Origin of the sequence: Mycobacterium kyogaense, from assembly GCF_036946525.1 — a bacterium.
In the GTDB taxonomy this organism is placed as follows: Bacteria; Actinomycetota; Actinomycetes; order Mycobacteriales; family Mycobacteriaceae; genus Mycobacterium; species Mycobacterium kyogaense_A.
Genome location: NZ_JAQIIY010000026.1, coordinates 70,379 through 89,885 on the forward strand (window position 1 = coordinate 70,379; position 19,507 = coordinate 89,885).

16 protein-coding genes and 1 tRNA gene are annotated in these 19,507 nt (G+C 68.0%); 9 read left to right on the forward strand and 8 right to left on the reverse strand.

Annotation, left to right across the window (positions count from 1 at the left end; genetic code table 11):
- Window positions 1-609, reverse strand: a complete 609-nt coding sequence (locus tag PGN37_RS21360) for a TetR/AcrR family transcriptional regulator (protein ID WP_335332999.1) — start codon at window positions 607-609, stop codon at window positions 1-3.
- A gap of 112 nt (window positions 610-721) precedes the next feature.
- On the opposite strand from PGN37_RS21360, the gene PGN37_RS21365 reads away from it, so the two are divergent.
- Together PGN37_RS21365 and PGN37_RS21370 are read left to right on the forward strand one after the other, a co-directional pair.
- Complete coding sequence (locus PGN37_RS21365) at window positions 722-1,822, forward strand: DmpA family aminopeptidase (protein ID WP_335333000.1); 1,101 nt, start codon at window positions 722-724, stop codon at window positions 1,820-1,822.
- Window positions 1,819-3,225 carry an APC family permease gene (locus PGN37_RS21370; RefSeq protein ID WP_335333001.1) on the forward strand — a complete coding sequence of 469 codons (1,407 nt, stop codon included), beginning with the start codon at window positions 1,819-1,821 and terminating at the stop codon, window positions 3,223-3,225. The genes PGN37_RS21365 and PGN37_RS21370 overlap by 4 nt, the downstream gene beginning before the upstream one ends.
- Here the strand turns inward: PGN37_RS21370 and PGN37_RS21375 are convergent.
- Window positions 3,214-4,812, reverse strand: coding sequence for a PucR family transcriptional regulator (locus PGN37_RS21375; protein ID WP_335333002.1), 1,599 nt, complete (start codon window positions 4,810-4,812; stop codon window positions 3,214-3,216). The genes PGN37_RS21370 and PGN37_RS21375 overlap by 12 nt on opposite strands.
- Window positions 4,813-4,892: 80 nt before the next feature.
- Here PGN37_RS21375 and PGN37_RS21380 point away from each other — a divergent pair, with 80 nt between their 5' ends.
- Window positions 4,893-6,383 (forward strand): CoA-acylating methylmalonate-semialdehyde dehydrogenase, encoded by a 1,491-nt coding sequence (locus tag PGN37_RS21380; RefSeq protein WP_335333003.1) that lies wholly within the window; start codon window positions 4,893-4,895, stop codon window positions 6,381-6,383.
- A gap of 88 nt (window positions 6,384-6,471) precedes the next feature.
- A complete protein-coding gene (locus PGN37_RS21385; RefSeq protein ID WP_335333004.1) occupies window positions 6,472-7,851 on the forward strand; it encodes an aspartate aminotransferase family protein in 1,380 nt (459 codons plus the stop codon).
- A 9-nt stretch (window positions 7,852-7,860) separates the two neighbouring features.
- On the opposite strand, the gene PGN37_RS21390 is transcribed toward PGN37_RS21385, so the two are convergent.
- A complete protein-coding gene (locus PGN37_RS21390; RefSeq protein ID WP_335333005.1) occupies window positions 7,861-9,402 on the reverse strand; it encodes a hypothetical protein in 1,542 nt (513 codons plus the stop codon).
- Between the two features lie 458 nt (window positions 9,403-9,860).
- Between PGN37_RS21390 and PGN37_RS21395 the strand changes: the two genes are divergently transcribed.
- On the forward strand, window positions 9,861-11,357 hold the full coding sequence (locus PGN37_RS21395; protein ID WP_335333006.1) for an HNH endonuclease signature motif containing protein: 1,497 nt from the start codon (window positions 9,861-9,863) through the stop codon (window positions 11,355-11,357).
- Between the two features lie 196 nt (window positions 11,358-11,553).
- On the forward strand, window positions 11,554-12,204 hold the full coding sequence (locus PGN37_RS21400; RefSeq protein ID WP_335333007.1) for a hypothetical protein: 651 nt from the start codon (window positions 11,554-11,556) through the stop codon (window positions 12,202-12,204).
- Window positions 12,205-12,212: 8 nt separating this feature from the next.
- On the opposite strand, the gene PGN37_RS21405 is transcribed toward PGN37_RS21400, so the two are convergent.
- The 5 genes from PGN37_RS21405 to pgm all read right to left on the reverse strand — a co-directional run bounded on the left by PGN37_RS21405 (window position 12,213) and on the right by pgm (window position 17,692).
- Window positions 12,213-14,228: a heavy metal translocating P-type ATPase gene (locus tag PGN37_RS21405; RefSeq protein ID WP_335333008.1), complete on the reverse strand. Its 2,016-nt coding sequence runs from the start codon at window positions 14,226-14,228 to the stop codon at window positions 12,213-12,215.
- A gap of 83 nt (window positions 14,229-14,311) precedes the next feature.
- Complete coding sequence (locus tag PGN37_RS21410; protein WP_335333009.1) at window positions 14,312-14,569, reverse strand: DUF3297 family protein; 258 nt, start codon at window positions 14,567-14,569, stop codon at window positions 14,312-14,314.
- A gap of 100 nt (window positions 14,570-14,669) precedes the next feature.
- A tRNA-Ala gene (locus tag PGN37_RS21415) sits at window positions 14,670-14,742 on the reverse strand.
- A gap of 56 nt (window positions 14,743-14,798) precedes the next feature.
- Entirely contained in the window at window positions 14,799-16,061 is a 1,263-nt protein-coding gene (locus PGN37_RS21420) for an MFS transporter (RefSeq protein ID WP_335333010.1), read from the reverse strand.
- Window positions 16,058-17,692 (reverse strand): phosphoglucomutase (alpha-D-glucose-1,6-bisphosphate-dependent), encoded by a 1,635-nt coding sequence (pgm, locus tag PGN37_RS21425; protein ID WP_335333011.1) that lies wholly within the window; start codon window positions 17,690-17,692, stop codon window positions 16,058-16,060. The genes PGN37_RS21420 and pgm overlap by 4 nt, the downstream gene beginning before the upstream one ends.
- Before the next feature lie 71 nt (window positions 17,693-17,763).
- Between pgm and crcB (PGN37_RS21430) the strand changes: the two genes are divergently transcribed.
- The 3 genes from crcB (PGN37_RS21430) to PGN37_RS21440 are packed head-to-tail and all read left to right on the forward strand — an operon-like array spanning window position 17,764 to window position 19,474.
- Complete coding sequence (gene crcB / locus PGN37_RS21430) at window positions 17,764-18,159, forward strand: fluoride efflux transporter CrcB (protein WP_335333012.1); 396 nt, start codon at window positions 17,764-17,766, stop codon at window positions 18,157-18,159.
- The gene (gene crcB, locus PGN37_RS21435) at window positions 18,156-18,521 is read left to right on the forward strand and encodes a fluoride efflux transporter CrcB (protein WP_335333013.1); all 366 of its coding nucleotides are present in this window, start codon (window positions 18,156-18,158) and stop codon (window positions 18,519-18,521) included. The genes crcB (PGN37_RS21430) and crcB (PGN37_RS21435) overlap by 4 nt, the downstream gene beginning before the upstream one ends.
- Window positions 18,518-19,474, forward strand: a complete 957-nt coding sequence (locus PGN37_RS21440) for a DUF190 domain-containing protein (protein ID WP_335333014.1) — start codon at window positions 18,518-18,520, stop codon at window positions 19,472-19,474. Before crcB (PGN37_RS21435) ends, PGN37_RS21440 begins: the two co-directional genes overlap by 4 nt.
- Window positions 19,475-19,507 lie beyond the last annotated feature (33 nt).

Sequence of the window (19,507 nt, forward strand, 5' to 3'; positions counted from 1 at the left end):
TCACAGCTCTGGAAGAGTTGCTGCCGTGGCAGATTGCGCGTACTGCCGCATGAGACGCAGCGCCGTCGCGCGATCCATCTCCGGATCGCGCGCCACGATGCGGTAGCCGAGGTAGTCCTCCATCGCCATCAGCGTCATCGCGATGTCGCGCGCCGGCGCGGAGAGGGTGAACACGCCCGCGTCGGCACCGGCGGTCAGCAGATCCCGGTACAGGCCGACCTGGCGGTGATAGATCCCTTGGACGTCGCGACGCTGGTCGAGCTCGAACCCCGCGGCGAGCACAGCCCGCCAGATGGCCCGCCACTCGGCGTCTTCGGCCCCGGTGGGCAGGCCCGCCGCGATCGTCATCGCCAGCTGCTGCGAGAGGTCGTCGGTCCGCTCCCCGAGACGGCGGCGTTCTTCGTAGAAGCGCACGTCCGAACGGAGCGCCAGCTGGGAAAGCAGCTCGGCCATGTCCTTGAAGTAGTAGCGCACCGCGTTCGCGGTCAGACCGAGCTCGGCGGCCACGTCGGCGAGCTTGAGAGTGGCCAGGTCGTGGCGTTCGATGAGGCCGATCGCCGCATCCATGATGTCGGCGCGTCGCTGCGCCTGGGTGTTCGGCCGACCCATCTGTCTGCACCCCCCTCTCCGGTGTCGTGAGATTGATTCTGCCTTTCCGGTTGCGTGATCCACGACACGGGCGCATAGTTCTTTTCCAATCCGGAAAACAATGGAGCGTGTCATGAGGGCAAGAGACCTCGGCGTCATCATCGGCGACCACCCCACCGGTGCGCACAACGCCATCACCGATGTGCCCGGGGTGCGCGTCGGGCACGTCACCTTGAACGCCGAGGGGCCACCCGCGGTGCACACCGGCGTCACGATGGTCGTGCCACACGACGACATCTGGACCGAGCCCGTGTTCGCCGGTGCGCACCGCCTCAACGGCAGCGGCGAGCTCACCGGTCTGGAATGGATCCGCGAATCCGGCGAGCTGACATCGGTCATCGGGCTGACCAACACCCACAGCGTCGGCGTCGTGCGCGACGAGTTGGTCGCCGCGCAGGTGCGCGCCCGCGGAGACGGCGTCTACTGGTCACTGCCTGTGGTCGGCGAAACCTACGACGGGCTGCTCAACGACATCAACGGTTTTCACGTCCGGCCCGAACACGCCCGCGCCGCGCTGGAGAACGCGTCGGCGCAGCCACCCGCCGAAGGCAACGTGGGCGGCGGCACCGGGATGATCTGCCACGGCTTCAAAGGCGGCATCGGGACGTCGTCACGTGTCACCGAGACCGCAACAGGTCGCTACACGGTCGGCGTCCTCGTTCAAGCGAATCACGGTCGCCGGGAACGCCTGCGCATCAACGGAGTTCACGTCGGCGAGCTCATCGGACCGCAGGCTGTACCGCTGCCCGACCTGCCGCCGCGGTACGAACCCGGATCGGGCTCGATCATCGTCGTCGTCGCGACCGATGCGCCCCTGCTCCCCCACCAGTGCACTCGCCTGGCGCAGCGTGCGGCTCTGGCCGTCGGCCGGCTCGGCGGCACCGGCGAACAGTACAGCGGCGATCTCATGCTGGCGTTCTCGACCGGAAACCGCGGCATCCCCCCGTATGCGTGGGACGAGGACGTGAACACCGCTGCACCGGAGATCGGCGTCCGCATGGTGGCGCCGCAGCTGATGACCCGACTCTTCGACCTGACTATCGACGCCACCGAGGAGGCCATCGTCAACGCGATGGTCGCCGCCACCACGATGACCGGCCGCCACGGCTTCACCGCCCACGCGATCGACCACGACCTGCTCCGCACCGCATTTTCCCTCGAGGAGACCCGATGACCGCCACGACCACTACCGAATCTCGGCGCCTGACAGGACAACTCGGACCCGTCGGAATCGTCTTCATGGTGGTGGCCGCGGCCGCCCCACTGACGGTGATCGGCGGCAACATGCCGTTGGCGATGGGCCTGGGCAACGGTGCGGGCGCACCCGTCGGGTTCGTGATCGCCGCGCTCGTGCTGCTGGTCTTCAGCATCGGATTCGTGACGATGACTCCCCACGTGCCCGAGGCCGGCGCCTTCTTCTCCTACGTCACCGTCGGCCTCGGCGAACGGATGGGCAAGGGCATCGCGGTGGTGGCCCTGATCGCCTACACCGCGATCCAGATCGGCATCTACGGCTACATCGGCTGGGCCATCGCCGACACCGTCGCGCACTATAACGGGCCGGCAATCCCCTGGCCCGCTTACTCTTTCGCCATCCTGGCGATCGTCGCCGTCCTCGGCTACCGGCACATCGACCTGAGCGCCAAGGTCCTCGGCGTCGCGCTGGCGCTCGAGATCGGCATCGTGGTGGTCCTCGACGTCGTGATGGTCGCCACACCCGGGCCGGCCGGCATCACGTTCACCTCGTTCGCCCCGTCGACGTTCACCCAGGGCACCATCGGGATCGCGATCCTGTTCGCGCTGACCGGGTTCATCGGATTCGAGGCCACGGCGGTGTTCCGGGACGAGGCTCGCAACCCCGAGCGGACGATCCCGCGCGCCACGTACGCGGCGGTCATCATCATCGGCGCGTTCTACGCGATCACCGTGTGGGCGTTCGTGGTGGCGCTGGGGCCCGATCAGGTGACCGGCGTGGCACAGAAGACCCTCGACGGCGACGGCAACATGCTGCTGGACACCACCGGCGACATGCTCGGGACCGTGGGCCGCGACATTATCAACGTCCTGCTGCTGAGCAGCCTGTTCGCCTGCGTGCTGTCGTTCCACAACGTGATCGCGCGCTATCAGTTCGTCCTGGCCGGCAAGGGATTGCTGCCGTCGCGACTGGCCACAGTGCACGACGACCATGCATCCCCGTCGTTCTCGTCGCTCGTCCAGACCGTGACAGCAGCGGTCATCGTCGCGGTCCTCGCGCTGCTCGGCATCGACCCGCTGGTCGGCGTGTTCGGTTCGATGGCGGGCGTCGCGACGGTCGGCATGGTGGTGCTGATGTTGACGACGTCTGTTGCGGTGCTGGTGTTCTTCCTTCGTCATCGCGAGCACGGCGGCCTGTGGACGACCCGGATCGCGCCCGCCCTGGCGGTGCTCGGACTGTTGGCAAGCCTGTGGCTGGTGCTGTCGAACTTCACGCTGGTGACCGGAGGCAGCGTCACGCTGAGCACCGTGCTGGCCGCGATCCCGTTCGTCGGCCTCGCGGTCGGCTTCCTGGCGTGGCGGCCGTCGCGATCACTCGCGTGACCCGGTGGCCCCGTCGACGATCATCAGCGCGACGTGCAGGGACGTCATCGATTCCCCGTCGTCGAGGTCGACGCCCACGGCGGCACGGATAGCGGCCAGCCGTTTGTACAGGGCCGGTCTGCTCATGTGCAGACGTTCTGCGAGCGCCGCCTTGTTGCCCGCGAGCCGCAGGTACTCCCGCAGCACCGTCAGGTTGGTGGGCGTGTTCGGGAGGTCCTCGGAGAGCAGGCTTTTGAGTTCGGTCTCGGCGAACTGCTGGACACGCCGATCGTCACGCAGCAGGGACAGCAGGCCGCGTAGCCGGACGTCGGCGGCCCGAAAGTAGGGGCGGTGCCGATCCCCCTGCGCCAGAGCCACTTCGGCAATGTGCGCCGCCTCGGCCAACCCGGATACCGCGTCGGCGATCTGCTCGGCCGGCGGCCCCAGCGCGAGCACCGACGCCGTCGCACCGTCGACTCGTCGCACCTCCTCCCGTAGGCGGGCACCCAAAGCCGCGAGTGCAGCGTCTGTGGCACGAGAGTCCTTGAGGGCGAGGATCATGACGACTTCCGAATCACCCCGCAGCGCGAACAGGCCGGTGTGCCCGGAAGCGTTGACGGTGTGGGCGACAGCCTCGAGGAACGCGATGGCTCGCCGGTGACCGGCCACGGGATCCGATGACGGGGACGGCCGTTCCGCGCGCACCGTGGCCGGAAGATATCGGGAGACCCGCCGCAGCCCCAACGCCTGGGCGCGCGCCGCCAATTCGCGCTCATCGGTGAGGCGCCCGCGCAGAACGTCGTCGATGAGCCCGCTCTGCGCCTGATGCTGCAGGCCCGTTCGGTCCTGCTCGATCATCCGGTGCATGGCCAATGCCGCGGCGGCCCGTTCGAGCACCATCTTCGCGCGGTGCTCGTCGGCTGGTGCGCGCGGCACGACCAGCCGCCCCCACTGCTGGGTGCGAGGTCCGACACCGGTGACCGCCCAGGGCTCCGCTTGCCCGGTGCGTCCCGGACTGCGGCGGGAGCGCCGCTCCCAGTTGTCGAGCAGGTCTGCGGGTATTCCGGCCGATACAGCGAGTGCCTGGTGCGAAAGATCCTCCAGCACAACGGGCTCGGCGAGGATCTGTGCTGCCGCATCGACGATTCCGCCCAGCGAGGCGCGCTTCATGGACAGCTCGGTGAAGGTCTCGTGCACGCGGCGGTCGAAGGCCACCTCGTCGTACTGTTCGGCGACGATGCGGCGGTGCACGGCTTCGGTGATCTCCACGAACCGGACAGTGCGATGCAGGACGACCAGGGCGAGTGCGAGTTCTTCGGCGATGGCGCCGACGCCGGCCGGCAGGGCGGGCACCTGCGTGCCCACCTCCACGATGACGCCGAGTGCACCCGCGTCGGCGAGGCCGCGCAGGTACTTTCGCGGATGGCGGGCCAGCGCCTTACCCGTGGTCAGTACCAGTTCTCCGCCCTGAAGCAGGCTGGAGAGGTCGGCCAGATCGCTGCCGTGGACCCAGCGGATGGTCTCGGCCCACCGCTGATCGCTGAGCACCTCGGGATCGCCCTGCTGCACCACAGGTAGAGCGACGACCTCACTCACGGTCAACGGCATTGACACAGTGTATTCCGGCGGTGCCATTTGGTGACAGTGTGTATCTGCTCTGACCTCGTTCCGCGCGCGAGACTCTCGGTATGGCTGCGCAGATTTCGCATTGGGTCAACGGTGAGGTGTTCGAGGGTGCGTCGGGTGCGTCGGCGCCGGTGACGAATCCGGCGACGGGTGAGGTGACCGGTCAGGTCGCGTTGGCCTCGGTCGCCGACGCCCGCACCGTCATCGACGCCGCCGCCGCGGCGTTCCCCGCCTGGCGCGACACGTCGCTGGCCAAACGCACCCAGGTGCTGTTCCGGTTCCGCGAACTCCTCAACGAGCGCAAAGGCGAACTCGCCGAAATCATCACCAGCGAGCACGGCAAAGTCGTCTCCGACGCCCTCGGCGAAGTCGCCCGCGGCCAGGAAGTCGTCGAGTTCGCCTGCGGTATCCCCCACCTCCTCAAAGGCGGCTTCACCGAAAACGCCTCGACCAACATCGACGTCCACTCCATCCGCCAGCCCCTCGGACCCGTCGGCATCATCTCCCCCTTCAACTTCCCCGCCATGGTCCCCATGTGGTTCTTCCCGCTGGCCATCGCCTGCGGGAACACCGTCGTCCTCAAACCCTCCGAGAAAGACCCCTCAGCAGCACTGTGGCTGGCCCGCCTCTGGGCCGAGGCTGGCCTACCCGCCGGAGTGTTCAACGTCCTCCACGGCGACAAGACCGCCGTCGACGAACTCCTCACCAACCCCAAGATCAAGAGTGTGTCGTTCGTCGGGTCCACCCCGATCGCCCAATACGTCTACGCCACCGGCACCGCCGCCGGCAAACGCGTCCAAGCCCTCGGCGGCGCCAAGAACCACGCCGTGATCCTGCCCGACGCCGACCTCGACCTCGCCGCCGACGCGATGGTCAACGCCGGCTTCGGCTCCGCCGGGGAACGCTGCATGGCCATCTCCGCGGCCGTCGCCGTCGGACCCATCGCCGACGACCTCGTCGCCAAGATCGCCGAACGCGCCGCCACCATCAAAACCGGCGACGGCACCAAAGACTCCGACATGGGGCCCCTGGTCACCCAAGCCCACCGCGACAAAGTCGCGTCCTACATCGACGCCGGCGAAAGTGCCGGAGCGAAGGTCGTCCTCGACGGCCGCACCGTCACCCCTGACGGTGGGCAGGACGGGTTCTGGCTCGGGCCGACCCTGCTCGACAACGTCACCCCCGACATGACCGTCTACACCGACGAGATCTTCGGTCCCGTCCTGTCCGTCGTGCGCGTCGACACCTACGACCAAGCCCTCGACCTCATCAACTCGAACCCCTACGGCAACGGCACCGCGATCTTCACCAACGACGGCGGCGCCGCCCGCCGCTTCCAGAACGAGGTGGAGGTCGGCATGGTCGGCATCAACGTCCCCATCCCCGTCCCCATGGCCTACTACAGCTTCGGCGGCTGGAAAGCCTCCCTCTTCGGTGACAGCCACGCCCACGGCCTCGACGGCGTGCAGTTCTTCACCCGCCAAAAAGCCATCACCACCCGCTGGCTCGACCCATCACACGGCGGCATCAACCTCGGCTTCCCCACCAACTAGCCCCCTCCCCGCGAGCGCGCGTGTCTGCACACGACACACCGGTGTCATACGTGCATTCGCGCGCGCTCGCCACGATCGAAAGAACGCAATGACGTCAACAGTGAGCGCCCTGCCCACCGGCGAAGACCTCGACACGGCTATCGCCCGCGGGCAGCGTGCCTATGATCTGGACCGCCAGCACGTCTTCCACTCGTGGTCGGCGCAGGCTCAGATCAAGCCGATGACCGTGCTCGCGGCGCAGGGTTCCTACGTGTGGGACGGCGAGGGCAACCGCCTCCTCGACTTCTCGTCGCAGCTGGTGAACACGAACATCGGCCACCAGCACCCGAAAGTCGTTGCGGCCATTGCTGAGCAGGCGGCCAAGCTGTGCACGATCGCGCCTCAGCACGTCAACGACGCGCGCTCGGAGGCGGCCCGGTTGGTCGCCGAGCGTACTCCGGGCGACTTGAACCGCATCTTCTTCACCAACGGCGGCGCCGACGCCGTCGAGCACGCGGTGCGCATGGCCCGCCTGCACACCGGTCGCTACAAGGTGCTCTCGCGCTATCGCTCGTACCACGGCGGGACCGAGACGGCGATCAACCTGACGGGCGACCCGCGCCGCTGGCCCAACGACCACGGCAACGCCGGCATCGTGCACTTCGACGGACCGTTCCTGTACCGCTCGACGTTCCACGCCGAGACCGAGGAGCAGGAGACTCAGCGCGCGCTCGAGCACCTCGACCGACTGGTCCGTATGGAGGGCCCGTCGACCATCGCCGCGATCATCCTGGAATCGGTGCCGGGCACCGCGGGCATCATGGTGCCCCCGCCGGGGTACATGGCCGGTGTGCGCGAGATCTGCGATCGCCACGGCATCGTGTTCATCGCCGACGAGGTGATGGCCGGTTTCGGTCGGACCGGACGTTGGTTCGCGATCGAGAACTTCGACGTCGTCCCGGATCTGATCACGTTCGCCAAAGGTGTTACCTCAGGCTATGTTCCGCTCGGCGGCGTGGCGATCAACGACGCGATCTACGCGACGTTCGCCGACCGCGCCTACCCGGGCGGCCTCACGTACTCGGGCCATCCGCTGGCGACCGCTTGCGCCGTCGCGACCATCACCGCGATGGAGGACGAGGGCATGGTGGCCAATGCCGCGCGCATCGGCTCCGACGTGCTCGGCCCCGGCCTGCGTGAGCTAGCCGCTCGGCACCGCAGCGTCGGCGAGGTCCGCGGGCTCGGCGTGTTCTGGGCGATCGAGTTGGTGGCAGACCAGCAGACCCGCGAACCGCTGGCCCCCTATGGCGGTTCCAGCCCGGCAATGAACGCCGTGATCGCGGCGTGCAAGTCCGGTGGGTTGCTGCCGTTCGCGAACTTCAACCGCATCCATGCGGTGCCGCCGTGCAACGTGACCGACGACGAGATCGCCGAGGGATTGCGCATTCTCGACGCCGCGCTGGACGTCGCCGACGAGCACGCGCGCTGAGGGTCGTTCTCAGACAGTCACCGTCGCGTAGGAGACGTCGACGCGATCAGGCACCCACGTGCGGGCCCGGAACACCGGGATGTTGCCCAGCGGCGTGGTGATCCATGATCGCTTGACGTCGACTCTGCCGTCGGGCATGACGAACTGCGTTGTGCCGAATCGGCTGTCGCCCAGCGTCACGATGTTGATGACGGAGCCGACGAGCGGGACGTCACCCTTGGCGGTTCCGCCGTCACCGTCGACGATGTTGGTGACGAGCACCGCCTCGCTGCGGATTCCGTACAGGTCGTCTTGCGTCATCACGTCGGCGTCGACACGACCAATGCGAGTGCCCTTGGCGTCGTAGACGTCGAACTGCTGATAGCCCTGGTACTGGATCTCCCTGGGCGGCAGACCGTTCACGCCGACGGGTTGCAATGCCGAGACCGGAACCAGCGTCAGGCCGCGTGACACCTTCAGCGGTTGCGTCGACGGTGGCTCCGATGCGTCGATGAAGGTCTTGGTGCTCGTCTGCACCCCGCTCGGGCCGACCTGTTGGACGATGACCACGTCACCCGCCGGCGACGGAAGGGATTGGTAGAGAACGTAGTTGTCATCGTTGCCCGCATAGACGACGTTGTAGACCGAACCCACCGGAGGAATCTGGCCGTCGCCGGTGCCGACGTCGACACCGTCGTTGGCGGTGACCAGGATCGCCTGGGTGTACGTGCCCAGGATGTCCGAGGTGGTCGTGAAGACGCCCTCGAAGGTCCCGACCTGGGTGCCCGTCGAATCGAAGATCCCGAAGACCTGTCGGCCTTGGATGCTGGTGAACAGCGGCTGAATTCCGCTTGTGCCCGTGATGGTTTCACCGTCGGGATCAGCGGGTGCGATGCTGTAACCGTTGGTCAGCTTCACAGGTCTGTTGTCGAAAGTGTGGTCGGCGATGCCGGCGGCGCCGTCGAACGTCAGAGGCAGCGGGATGCTGCCGAACGGGGTGACGATCTTGAAGGAGATCACGTCTCCGGTTGCCGTCGGCATCGACGAATAGGCCCATCCGACGGGACCGACCGTGAACGTGGCGATCAGCGATCCGACCGGTGGGACCTGCCCCGGCCCGGTTCCGACGTTCGCTCCCCCGTTGTCGGTGACGAGCAGCGAGGTGTAGTTGTAGCCCAGCCCGCGCCCGACCAGCGCGTCGAATTCACCGACCGATTCTTTGGTGCGCGGATCGACGATGTCGAACTTCTGTTGGCCCTGAACGAGACTCGGCGCGCCGGGCAGGTAGGTCCAGCGGCCGTAGAACGATGTGATGTCCTCCGTGGAGTCGGGCAGCAGGCTGTAGCCGTTCAACTTCAATCGCGGTGGCGCGGCAGTGGGGCTCGGCATGCCGATGTTGAGCACCGACACCGCGACCGCGAGGCCGACCTCGAGCACCGATGTGAGCGCAAGGCTCACCACACCAGGCGGCACATCGCCTGCTGCGCGCATCTCCGCTCGCTTGACCAGCGGTGTGGATGCGACGGTGACGGTCTCCGTCTCGGCCTTCCAGCGGGGTTGGCGAGCCGTCATCGGACGGCTTGTATCATTTCGCCTTTCGCTCAATGCTGGCCGCGGTTGACGCTCCGTGGCGGGCATCCGCGTGCGCGGTGCGGCGTCGCCCGCCGGCGTATCAGCCGCGTCGTCGGCGGCGCTCTGGCGCGCCTCCCGGCGAGCTGCCAGACTGCTGCGCCGAGGCTGGTGCGACTCGGCCTTGTCGTCACCGCGCTCCCGCAGCGGTCGCGCGCCACCGGATCGTGGCGCTTCTTTGGCAGCCGTCTGCGAGGAGTCGGCCGACGACGAATCCGGCGCCGCAGATGCCATGGGACAACTCGTCATCACCGCGGCGCCCATCCCGAAGAAGACCGCCAGCGCGCCCACCCGTCCGATAACCCGCGAAGCATTCATCGCGTCGAAAGTAACCGGTGATTAGCTGGTCCGCGCGGTTTCTCGCCGCGGCATTCCAGCGGCCCGGAAATGTCGGTGGTCGAATGTATGTTCGAGTCATGTCGGAGGTGCGGGAGGCGGTGGCGGTCCTACGGTCCGCGGTCGATGGCGTGCTCGCTGCCGATCTGGACCTCGCGACCGCCGCGGACGTGGTGGAGCTGCTCGACGAGATCGAAGCGGCCGGGTGTCGGCTGCCGGCGGCCCGCAATCGTGGGTTGGCGCGGCTGCAGGCCGAGACGACTCCGCAGAAGATGGGCGCCAAGAACTGGAAAGACGTCCTGGCTGTGCGCTACCGGATCAGCGGTCCGGAAGCGAATCGCCGGTTGACCGAGGCCGCGCTGCTCGCCCCGCGGCAGTCGATGACCGGAGCGCTCCTGCCCCCGGTGCTGGAGGCGACCGCGGCCGCGCAAGCCGAGGGCCGGATCACCCCCGAACACGTGGAGGTGATCCGTAAAGCGGTCAAGAAACTGCCCGGGTTCGTCGACGCCGCGACGCGGGAGCAGTTCGAGGCTGATGTAGCGCGTATCGCCTGTGGTGCCGGCCCGAAGGCCACCGACGATGCCGCGGAGTTGGAGTTGTTCCTGCTCGATCAGGACGGCCCCGAACCCGACGACACCGAACGCACCCGCAAACGGAGTCTCAAGAAATCTCGGCAGGGTCGCGAAGGGATGACGGCGTGGCAGGGAGATCTGACCCCGGAAGCCGCCGCGGTGTGGGAAGCGATCTTCGCCCGCTACGCCGCCCCCGGCATGTGCAACCCCGACGACCCCGAACCCTGCATCTCCGGCACCCCCACCCAAGAGCAGATCGACAACGATCACCGCAGCCTCGCCCAACGCCAACACGACGCCCTGCTGGCGGTGGGGCGCATCGCGTTGATGAGCGGCGAGTTGGGTCAGCTCAACGGATTACCGGTGACCGTGATCGTGCGCACCACCCTCCAAGACCTCGAATCCCGCGCCGGGATCGGCGTGACCGGTGGCGGCACCCGCCTGCCCATCAAAGATGTGATCCGGATGGGCGCGCACGCGAGCCACTATCTGGCAATTTTCGACCGCGCCACCGGCGCGGCGCTGGACCTGTTCCGGGCGCGGCGAACGGCATCAGCGGCGCAGCGGATCATGCTGATCGGCCGCGAGGGCGGCTGCACCAAACCCGGCTGCCCTGTCGGTGCGTACGGCTGCCAGGTCCACCACGTCACACAGGATTGGGCCGATGGCGGGCTCACCAACATCGACGACCTCGGCCTGGCCTGCCCACCCGACAACCGCTCCGTCACACCCGGCGGCTGGACCACATCCATGAACGCCCGCCACGAAGTCGAATGGACCCCACCACCCGAGCTCGACACCGGACAAACCCGCATCAACACCCACCACACCCCCGAACGCCTCCTCCGCCCTGACGAGGTGGACGAGCCCGAAACGTCCACCGCGAAACCAGCCGATCCGGTCGCCGATATGGAGGCTTACCCATCGACCCCATCAGGCGACCCCGCAGAACCCGGCGGACCCGCACCACCCGACAACCAAGTGGCCTGAGGGTCGGGCATGAACAACCGACGCGTCCCATGGCGCGGAGCGGTTCTCGAGGAATGCCCTACGGCTTGCTCGAATCCGACGGCGACACCGCCAAGGTGACGGGGCCGTCTCGTTCGGGTGGCGAAGTGGTGTCACAGAGTTTCTGACGGGTCCGCCTGCTGACATCATCGGACGAGTGGCGCCGTACACCGTCAGGATGACGGACAGCAGACTGGCAGTTCGCCTTGCGGCGTTGGCGTCGCTGGGCGCTGCCATCATTCACATCGCAGTCGTTCCCACGCACTGGCAGGAGTGGGCTCCTTCCGGCGCGTTCTTCTTCCTGCTGGCCCTCTTCCAAGTGATCTGGGCTCGATCGGTTCTGGTGCACACCACCATTTCGGTACTGACGGCCGGAGTTCTGATCAACGCCGGCGCACTTGTCTTGTGGGCGGTTTCCCGCACCGCGGGAGCTCCCTTCGGCCCGAATGCCGGACACGTCGAACTGATTGCCGGCGCTGACGTGTGCGCCGCGCTGCTCCAGATATATGTCGTGATGGGCGCGGGCTGGGTGTGGTACCGCGGCCTGCGCGGAGCGCCCGTGCCGGCGTTCGCCGGCGCCGCGATCCTCGTCGGCGCCGTCGGCGTTGTCGCGATGGCATCGACAGTGGGCGCGGCCTCCGGCCTCCAGCACGGCAGTCATCACACCGGCGACCATGGACCGGCCGGTCACACCGACGGCGGTGGCGCTCCCGAGGCAGCGACTCCCCCGCCGGCCCTGCGCCCCGTCCAGTCACCCTCGGCCACAACCGAACCGATCCCCTCGGCGGTACCCCTGAGCGGTCACGCGGCTCACAACCACGCGCACTGACCGGCCGGTCACCCGGTACTGAGAACGGCGCGCGTGCTGGACTCCGGGCGCAGGTCGAGTCGACGCAGCAGCTGCGCGTTCAACGCCACCACGACCGTCGACAACGACATCAGGACCGCGCCGACCGACATGGGCAGGACGAACCCGACGGGCGCCAGCACCCCAGCAGCCAACGGCACTGCGATGAGGTTGTATCCCGCTCCCCACCAAAGGTTCTGCTTCATCTTGCGGTAGCTCGCGCGGGACAGCTCGATCACCGACAGCACCGAGCGTGGGTCGGAGCTGGCCAGGATCACCCCTGCCGAGGCGATCGCCACGTCGGTGCCGGCCCCGATCGCGATGCCGACGTCGGCAGCGGCCAGCGCGGGTGCGTCGTTGACCCCGTCGCCGACCATGGCAACGCTTCTGGCTTCACGCTGCAGGTCAGAAACCCTGGCGGCCTTGTCTTCTGGACGCACACCCGCGAACACCCGGTCGATACCGAGCTCCCGCCCGACGGCCTCCGCAACGGCTTCGGCATCCCCGGTGATCATCACCACTTCGATCCCGAGCTGGTGGAGAGCGTCGACGGCATCGCGGGATTCCGGCCGGATGTCGTCAGCGAGGCGAAGGCCGCCGATCACCACGCCGTCGCGAACCACGTGCAGGATGATCGCGCCGTCGACACGCCACGTGGTGGCGGCGGCGATCTCCGTGGCACCGACCTCGTCGAGCAAGCGAGGCCCACCTACACGGATTTCGCGACCGTCGACGGTCGCCGTGACCCCGACTGCAGGAGATGACGAAAACGCAACCGCCGAGGGCACTTCGAGGCCGCGATCGCGAGCAGCCCGCACGATGGCCTTTGCCAGGGGATGCTCGCTGTCAGCCTCGGCCGCGGCAGCCAGCGCGAGCACCGTATCGTCATCGAGACCGGCCTCGGAGTCGATGGCGGTCACCGTGGGCTCGCCCGTGGTGAGGGTGCCCGTCTTGTCGAACAGCACCGCGTCGACGGTGCGCATCCCTTCCAATGCCAGCCGGTCCTTGACGAGGACACCGCCACGCGCAGCCCGCTCGGTGGCGATCGACACCACCAGGGGAATCGCCAATCCCAACGCGTGCGGGCAGGCGATGACGAGCACGGTGATCGCTCGCACCACCGATGCATCCGGATCCCCGACAAGTGCCCACACGACTGCCGTGACAGCAGCGGTCAGCAAGGCGAACCAGAACAACCAACCGGCGGCTCTGTCGGCGAGGCGCTGGGCGCGCGACGACGAATTCTGCGCCTCGGCGACCAGGCGCTGGATACCTGCCAGGGCGGTGTCGTCGCCGGTGGCGGTGACCTCGACGCGCAGGCCGGAATCGGTGGCGACGGTGCCCGCCGTGACCGCGTCACCCACGGCGCGGGTGACGGGACGCGATTCACCGGTCACCATCGACTCGTCCATGTCCGCTCGTCCGTCGACGATCACGCCATCCGCGGGGACGCTGCCACCGGGTCGGACGACGACCACATCGCCGACCTGCAGGTCTGCCGGTGCGACGGTCACCGTCCGGTCGCCGTCGACTCTCTCCGCCTCGTCGGGAAGTAAGGCGGCAAGCGAGTCCAGAGCAGAGGTCGTCTGGGCGAGCGAGCGCATCTCCACCCAGTGCCCGAGCAGCATGATGACGATGAGCAACGCCAGTTCCCACCAGAACTCGAGTTCGTGGTGCAGCAGGCCCAGACTCGCGCCCCACGACGCAGTGAATGCGACGGTGATCGCGAGGCCGATCAACAGCATCATTCCGGGCTTGCGTGAACGGATTTCGCTGACGGCACCGGTGAGGAAAGGACGCCCACCGATGACGTACATCACCGTGCCGATCAGCGGTGCGATCCACTGTGCGCCGGGGAAGCTGGGCACGTCGTAGCCGACGAGCATGGCGAACATGGCCGAGAACGCGACGACGGGAATCGCCAGAATCAGATTGACCGAGAACAGCTTTCGGAACTGAGCTGCGTGGTCAGCGCCGTGACCGGCATGCTCGTGCGTCACCGTCATGGTCGTCCTCCGCGTTCATCGCATACCCCCACGGGGTATACGAACAGCTGCGTCCCGGAAGACATTCCCCGACGGGCGGAGCGCTACTGCGATTCGCGAAAATACGGCTCGACGGTGCCGCTGAGCTTCACGACCATCGGATTGCCGCGGCGGTCCCTGGCAGTAGGGACTTCGACGCGCACCCAACCCTCGGCCACGTCGTACTCGTGGACATTCGTCCTTTCGACGCCGTTAAAGCGGATGCCCACGTCGCGGGTGAGTACCTCTTCGTCGTAGAAGGGGCTGCGCGGATCGATGGAGAGGTGATCCGGCGGAACGTCTGGGGTCTGATCCTCTGCCATGGCCCAAGAACCTACGCGATCGGGTGGGGGCGGGCCGAAATCAGACCCTTCGAACAGCAAGAAACCCGCCGGGACCGAGGTCCGAGCGGGTTTCTCGTTGTGGAGCTAAGGGGATTCGAACCCCTGACCCCCACACTGCCAGTGTGGTGCGCTACCAACTGCGCCATAGCCCCGGATTGTTGTGCTCATCGAAGCTACACCACGACCTGGTTCCGCTCAAAATCGCAGGTCACGGGCATTCCCCGCCGGCTTCGGGACCGAGCGGCCGCACCTCGGTCCGCTCGCGCACGACCCGGGGCCGGGTTTCCGGCGCGAACACCCAGCCGATGCAGGCCACGCCCAGGATGACGCCACTGACCAGGAACGCCAGCCCGTAGGACGTGTACTGCGCGATCAGCCCGACCAGCAGCGACCCGCCGATCGATCCGAAATCGGCCATCATCTGGAACGTCGCGATCGCCGTCCCGCCGCGCGACTTGCTGCCCACCACGTCGGCGACCGCGGCCTGCTGCGGCGAGACGAACACCCCGGTGGCCGCTCCAGCGACGTAGGCCGCCGCCAGGAACACCGGCAGCGACGTGGTGAACCCCACCAGCGCCGTCGACACCGCCGCCAGGCTCAGCCCGAAGATCAACAGCTTGCGCCGTCCCAGCCGATCCGACAGGTATCCGCTCGGGATCACCACCGAGATGTTGCCGACCGCGAACGCGGTCAACGCCACTCCTGCCGCACCCGGCCCGCGTCCGAGCACCTCCACCACGAACAGCGGCACGAGCGCGATCCGCAGCCCGAACGACGCCCACCCGGTCGCGAAGTTCGACAGCAGCGCCGCCCGGTAGGCCCGATGCCGGAACACGGTCCGGAACGGCAACGGCTCCTCGACGTCGTCGTCCGACTGCGTGATGACCGTCGAGTTGCGCAGACTCACGAACACCACCGCCGCCGCGACCAGCAGCGCCGCGCCGTAGATCAGGAACGGCGCCGACAACCCCAGTCCCGCGGTCAGACTCCCCAGGATCGGCCCGCCCACCGAACCGACCATGAACCCCGACGAGAACAGCCCGGCCACCCGGCCCCGCGCGTCCGGTGGTGAAATGCGGATCAGCAATCCCAGCGACGACACCGTGAACATCGCCGATCCGATACCGCCCAGAGCGCGGAAAACCAATAGCTGCCAATAGGTTTCGGCGAACGCACACGCGGCCGTGGACACCGCGACGATCAACAGTCCGCTGATGTAGACGCGCCGCTCCCCCAGCCGTTGCACCAGCATCCCCGCGGGCGGCGCGCCCACGAGCCGCAGCACCGCGAACGCCGTGATGACGAACGTGGCGGCACTGATGCTCACGCCGAAGTGCCGGGCGTACTGCGGCAGCACAGGGGCCACCACGCCGTAGCCCAGCGCCACCACCACGTTGGCGGCAACGAGCACCCACACCTCGCGCGGTAGACGCGGGGTCGTGCGACTGTCGCCGTCGGCGACAGAACTCACGAAATGACCGCCGACACCACTTCTCGCGCCGCCTCCTGCACCTCGGCGAGATGGTCAGGGCCGCGGAACGATTCGGCGTAGATCTTGTACACGTCCTCGGTGCCCGACGGCCGCGCCGCGAACCACGCGTTCTCCGTCGTCACCTTCAGTCCGCCCAGCGGTGCCCCGTTACCCGGCGCACTCGTCAGCTTCGCGGTGATCGGCTCGCCCGCCAACTCGGTCGCGCTCACCTGCTCGGGCGACAGCTTGCCCAACCGCGCCTTCTGCTCGCGGTTGGCCGGTGCATCGATACGCGCATACGTTGGCGCACCATATTTTTCAGACAGTTCCCGGTAGCGCTGCGACGGCGTGGAGCCGGTCACCGCGAGGATCTCGGACGCCAGCAGCGCCAGGATGATGCCGTCCTTGTCGGTGGTCCACACCGACCCGTCCCGGCGCAGGAACGACGCGCCGGCACTCTCCTCGCCACCGAACCCGATCGTCCCGCCGACGAGCCCGTCGACGAACCACTTGAAGCCCACCGGCACCTCGACGAGCGTGCGCCCCAGACCGGCGACCACACGATCGATGATCGACGAGCTCACCGCCGTCTTGCCGACCGCCGTCTCGGCCGCCCACTCCGCCCGGTGCGTGAAGAGATAGTCGATCGCCACGGCGAGGTAGTGGTTCGGGTTGAGCAGACCCCCGTCGGGGGTGACGATGCCGTGCCGGTCGGAGTCCGCGTCGTTGCCGGTGGCGATCTGGTAGCTGTCGCGATTCGCAATGAGTGACGCCATCGCGTTCGGGGAGCTGCAGTCCATCCGGATCTTGCCGTCGGTGTCGAGCGTCATGAACCGCCACGTCGCATCGACCAGCGGGTTGACCACGGTGAGCGCCAGGTTGTGCCGCTCGGCGATCGCTCCCCAGTAGTCCACGCTGGCGCCACCCAGCGGGTCGGCGCCGATGCGGATGCCCTCGGCGGAGATGACGTGCATGTCGACCACGTTCGGCAGGTCGGCGACGTATGCCTCGAGATAGTCGTGACGTTGCACGGTGGTCAGCGCCCGCGCCAGCGGTATGCGCTTGACACCCTTCAACCCGTCGCGCAGCAACTCGTTCGCGCGACGCGCGATCACTCCGGTCGCGTCGGTGTCCGCGGGGCCGCCGTTGGGCGGGTTGTACTTGAAGCCGCCGTCGCGCGGCGGGTTGTGCGACGGCGTCACGACGATGCCGTCGGCGAGCGCGCTGTCGCGGCCCCGGTTGTAGGCCAGGATCGCGTGGCTGACCGCCGGCGTCGGGGTGTAGCGATCGGCCGAATCGATCATCGTGACAACGTCATTGGCGGCCAGCACCTCCAGCGCCGACACCCAGGCCGGCTCGGACAGCGCATGGGTGTCCCGCCCGATGAACAGCGGACCCGTGGTGCCCTGGGCCGCGCGGTACTCGACGATCGCCTGCGTGGTCGCCAGGATGTGCGCCTCGTTGAAGGCCGCATCCAGGCTCGAGCCGCGATGCCCCGACGTGCCGAAGGCGACCTGCTGATCGACGTCGTCGGGATCGGGGACGACGGAGTAGTAGGCCGTCACCACCGCAGCGATGTCGATGAGGTCCTCGGGTTGCGCCGGCTGGCCGGCACGTGGGTTCGCAGCCATGGAATCGATTCTGCTACGCCACGCGCCCCCGCAACACCGGGGACCGGTGACAAGTCGCGATACTGTGCGCCATGGCCACAGACCGGCGCGAATTGGCCGCGGTGTTCGCCGGCGGCGCCGTCGGCACCCTGGCCCGCGCGGGCCTGGAGGAACTCGCGGCCGGTGACCCGGCGCGCTGGCCGTGGCCCACGTTCACGGTCAACATCGTCGGCGCATTCCTGCTCGGACTGTTCGTCACCCGCCTGCTCGAACGTCTGCCAGTGTCAAGCTACCGGCGACCGTTCCTGGGCACCGGGATCTGCGGAGGGCTCACGACGTTCTCCACCATGCAGGTCGAGACCATCAAGATGCTCGAGCACGGCCACTACGGGTTGGCCCTCTCCTACACCGCGGCCAGCGTGACCGCCGGCCTGGTGGCGGTCTACCTCGCGACGGCGCTGGTCCGCCGGGTGCGGACACGTCGATGACCGCGCTGGTGTGGTTCGGCGTCGCCCTGCTCGGCGGCCTGGGCGCGGTCGCCCGCCTCGCCGTCGACAAGGCCGTGTCGCGGCGCATCAGCCGGCCGTTCCCGTTCGGGACGCTCGTCGTCAACATCAGCGGCGCGTTCCTGCTCGGCGCGTTCGCCGGGTTGGCACTGCGTCCTCACGTGGCGCTGCTGGTCGGCACGGCCTTCGTCGGCTCGTACACGACCTTTTCCACGTGGATGCTGGAGACGCAGCGGCTGGCCGAGGAACGTCAGCTGGTCTCGGCGCTGGCCAACATCGGGGTCAGCATGGTCATGGGTCTGCTCGCCGCGTGGCTCGGGCAGCGACTGGGAGCCGCGCTGTGACCGAGATACACACGCTCACAGCCTATTTCGCCGAACGACAACGGACAGACGGCCGCTTCGTTGCCGACGCGCTGGCCGAGCTCTTCGCCCGGGACAACGTCGCGGCCAGCATCTGCCTGCGCGGCATCGCGGGATTCGGCACCACGCACGTGCTGCGCACGGACCGCTCGTTGACGCTGTCCGAAGACCCTCCGGTGACGGTGACGGTTGCCGACCGCCCAGAGCGGATCCGGGCGCTTTCCGACGGGGTCGTCACACTGGCCCAACGCGGACTAATCACTCTCGAGCGGTCGTGGCTGGCACCGGAGGTCCCGACCGGCGACGAGCCGGTGCGGCTGTCCCTTCTCCTCGGGCGAAAGCAGCCGGCCGCCGGCGCACCGGGCTATGTGGCGGTGTGCGAGGTCCTGCACCGACGCGACTTCGTCACCGCCGACGTCTTCCTCGGCGTCGACGGCACCGTCTCAGGTCAGCGCCGCCGGGCGCGGTTCTTCAGCAGCAACACCGATGTTCCCGTGCTCGTCACCGGCGTCGGTCCACGCGCGCAGGCGTCGGCCGCGCTCGACGAACTCACGGCCCTGCTGGGCACCGCACTGATCAGCATCGCCCCGGTCGTGGTCTGCAAGGTCGACGGCCGCACGGTCGCCGAGCCCCCCGGCCACTGGCGCTCGCGCAAGATCACGGTGCACACCAACGAGGACACCCGATACGGGGGCCGCCCCGTGCACCGCGAGCTCATGACGCGACTGCGTGCGACCGAGCACGCCGGCGGTGCCACCACGCTGCGCGGGCTGTGGGGATTCCGTGGCGATCAGCGCCCACACGGCGACCACTTCCTGCAGCTGGGGCGCCATGTGCCGGTGACGACCACGCTGCTCAGCAGCGGCGGCGCGGCCGCCGCCGACTACGCCGTCGTCGACCAGGTGACCGCGGAGCACGGGCGTGGTCACCTGTGAACCGATCGCCGCGCTGATCGCCGTGCACGACGG

Excerpts from the sequence above, each read along its gene's own strand:
- PGN37_RS21360 (WP_335332999.1), bottom strand. The coding sequence starts at position 609 with ATGGGTCGGCCGAACACCCAGGCGCAGCGACGCGCCGACATCATGGAT.
- PGN37_RS21365 (WP_335333000.1), top strand. The coding sequence starts at position 722 with ATGAGGGCAAGAGACCTCGGCGTCATCATCGGCGACCACCCCACCGGT.
- PGN37_RS21370 (WP_335333001.1), top strand. The coding sequence starts at position 1,819 with ATGACCGCCACGACCACTACCGAATCTCGGCGCCTGACAGGACAACTC.
- PGN37_RS21375 (WP_335333002.1), bottom strand. The coding sequence starts at position 4,812 with ATGCCGTTGACCGTGAGTGAGGTCGTCGCTCTACCTGTGGTGCAGCAG.
- PGN37_RS21380 (WP_335333003.1), top strand. The coding sequence starts at position 4,893 with ATGGCTGCGCAGATTTCGCATTGGGTCAACGGTGAGGTGTTCGAGGGT.
- PGN37_RS21385 (WP_335333004.1), top strand. The coding sequence starts at position 6,472 with ATGACGTCAACAGTGAGCGCCCTGCCCACCGGCGAAGACCTCGACACG.
- PGN37_RS21390 (WP_335333005.1), bottom strand. The coding sequence starts at position 9,402 with ATGACGGCTCGCCAACCCCGCTGGAAGGCCGAGACGGAGACCGTCACC.
- PGN37_RS21395 (WP_335333006.1), top strand. The coding sequence starts at position 9,861 with ATGTATGTTCGAGTCATGTCGGAGGTGCGGGAGGCGGTGGCGGTCCTA.
- PGN37_RS21400 (WP_335333007.1), top strand. The coding sequence starts at position 11,554 with ATGACGGACAGCAGACTGGCAGTTCGCCTTGCGGCGTTGGCGTCGCTG.
- PGN37_RS21405 (WP_335333008.1), bottom strand. The coding sequence starts at position 14,228 with ATGACGGTGACGCACGAGCATGCCGGTCACGGCGCTGACCACGCAGCT.
- PGN37_RS21410 (WP_335333009.1), bottom strand. The coding sequence starts at position 14,569 with ATGGCAGAGGATCAGACCCCAGACGTTCCGCCGGATCACCTCTCCATC.
- pgm (WP_335333011.1), bottom strand. The coding sequence starts at position 17,692 with ATGGCTGCGAACCCACGTGCCGGCCAGCCGGCGCAACCCGAGGACCTC.
- crcB (WP_335333012.1), top strand. The coding sequence starts at position 17,764 with ATGGCCACAGACCGGCGCGAATTGGCCGCGGTGTTCGCCGGCGGCGCC.
- crcB (WP_335333013.1), top strand. The coding sequence starts at position 18,156 with ATGACCGCGCTGGTGTGGTTCGGCGTCGCCCTGCTCGGCGGCCTGGGC.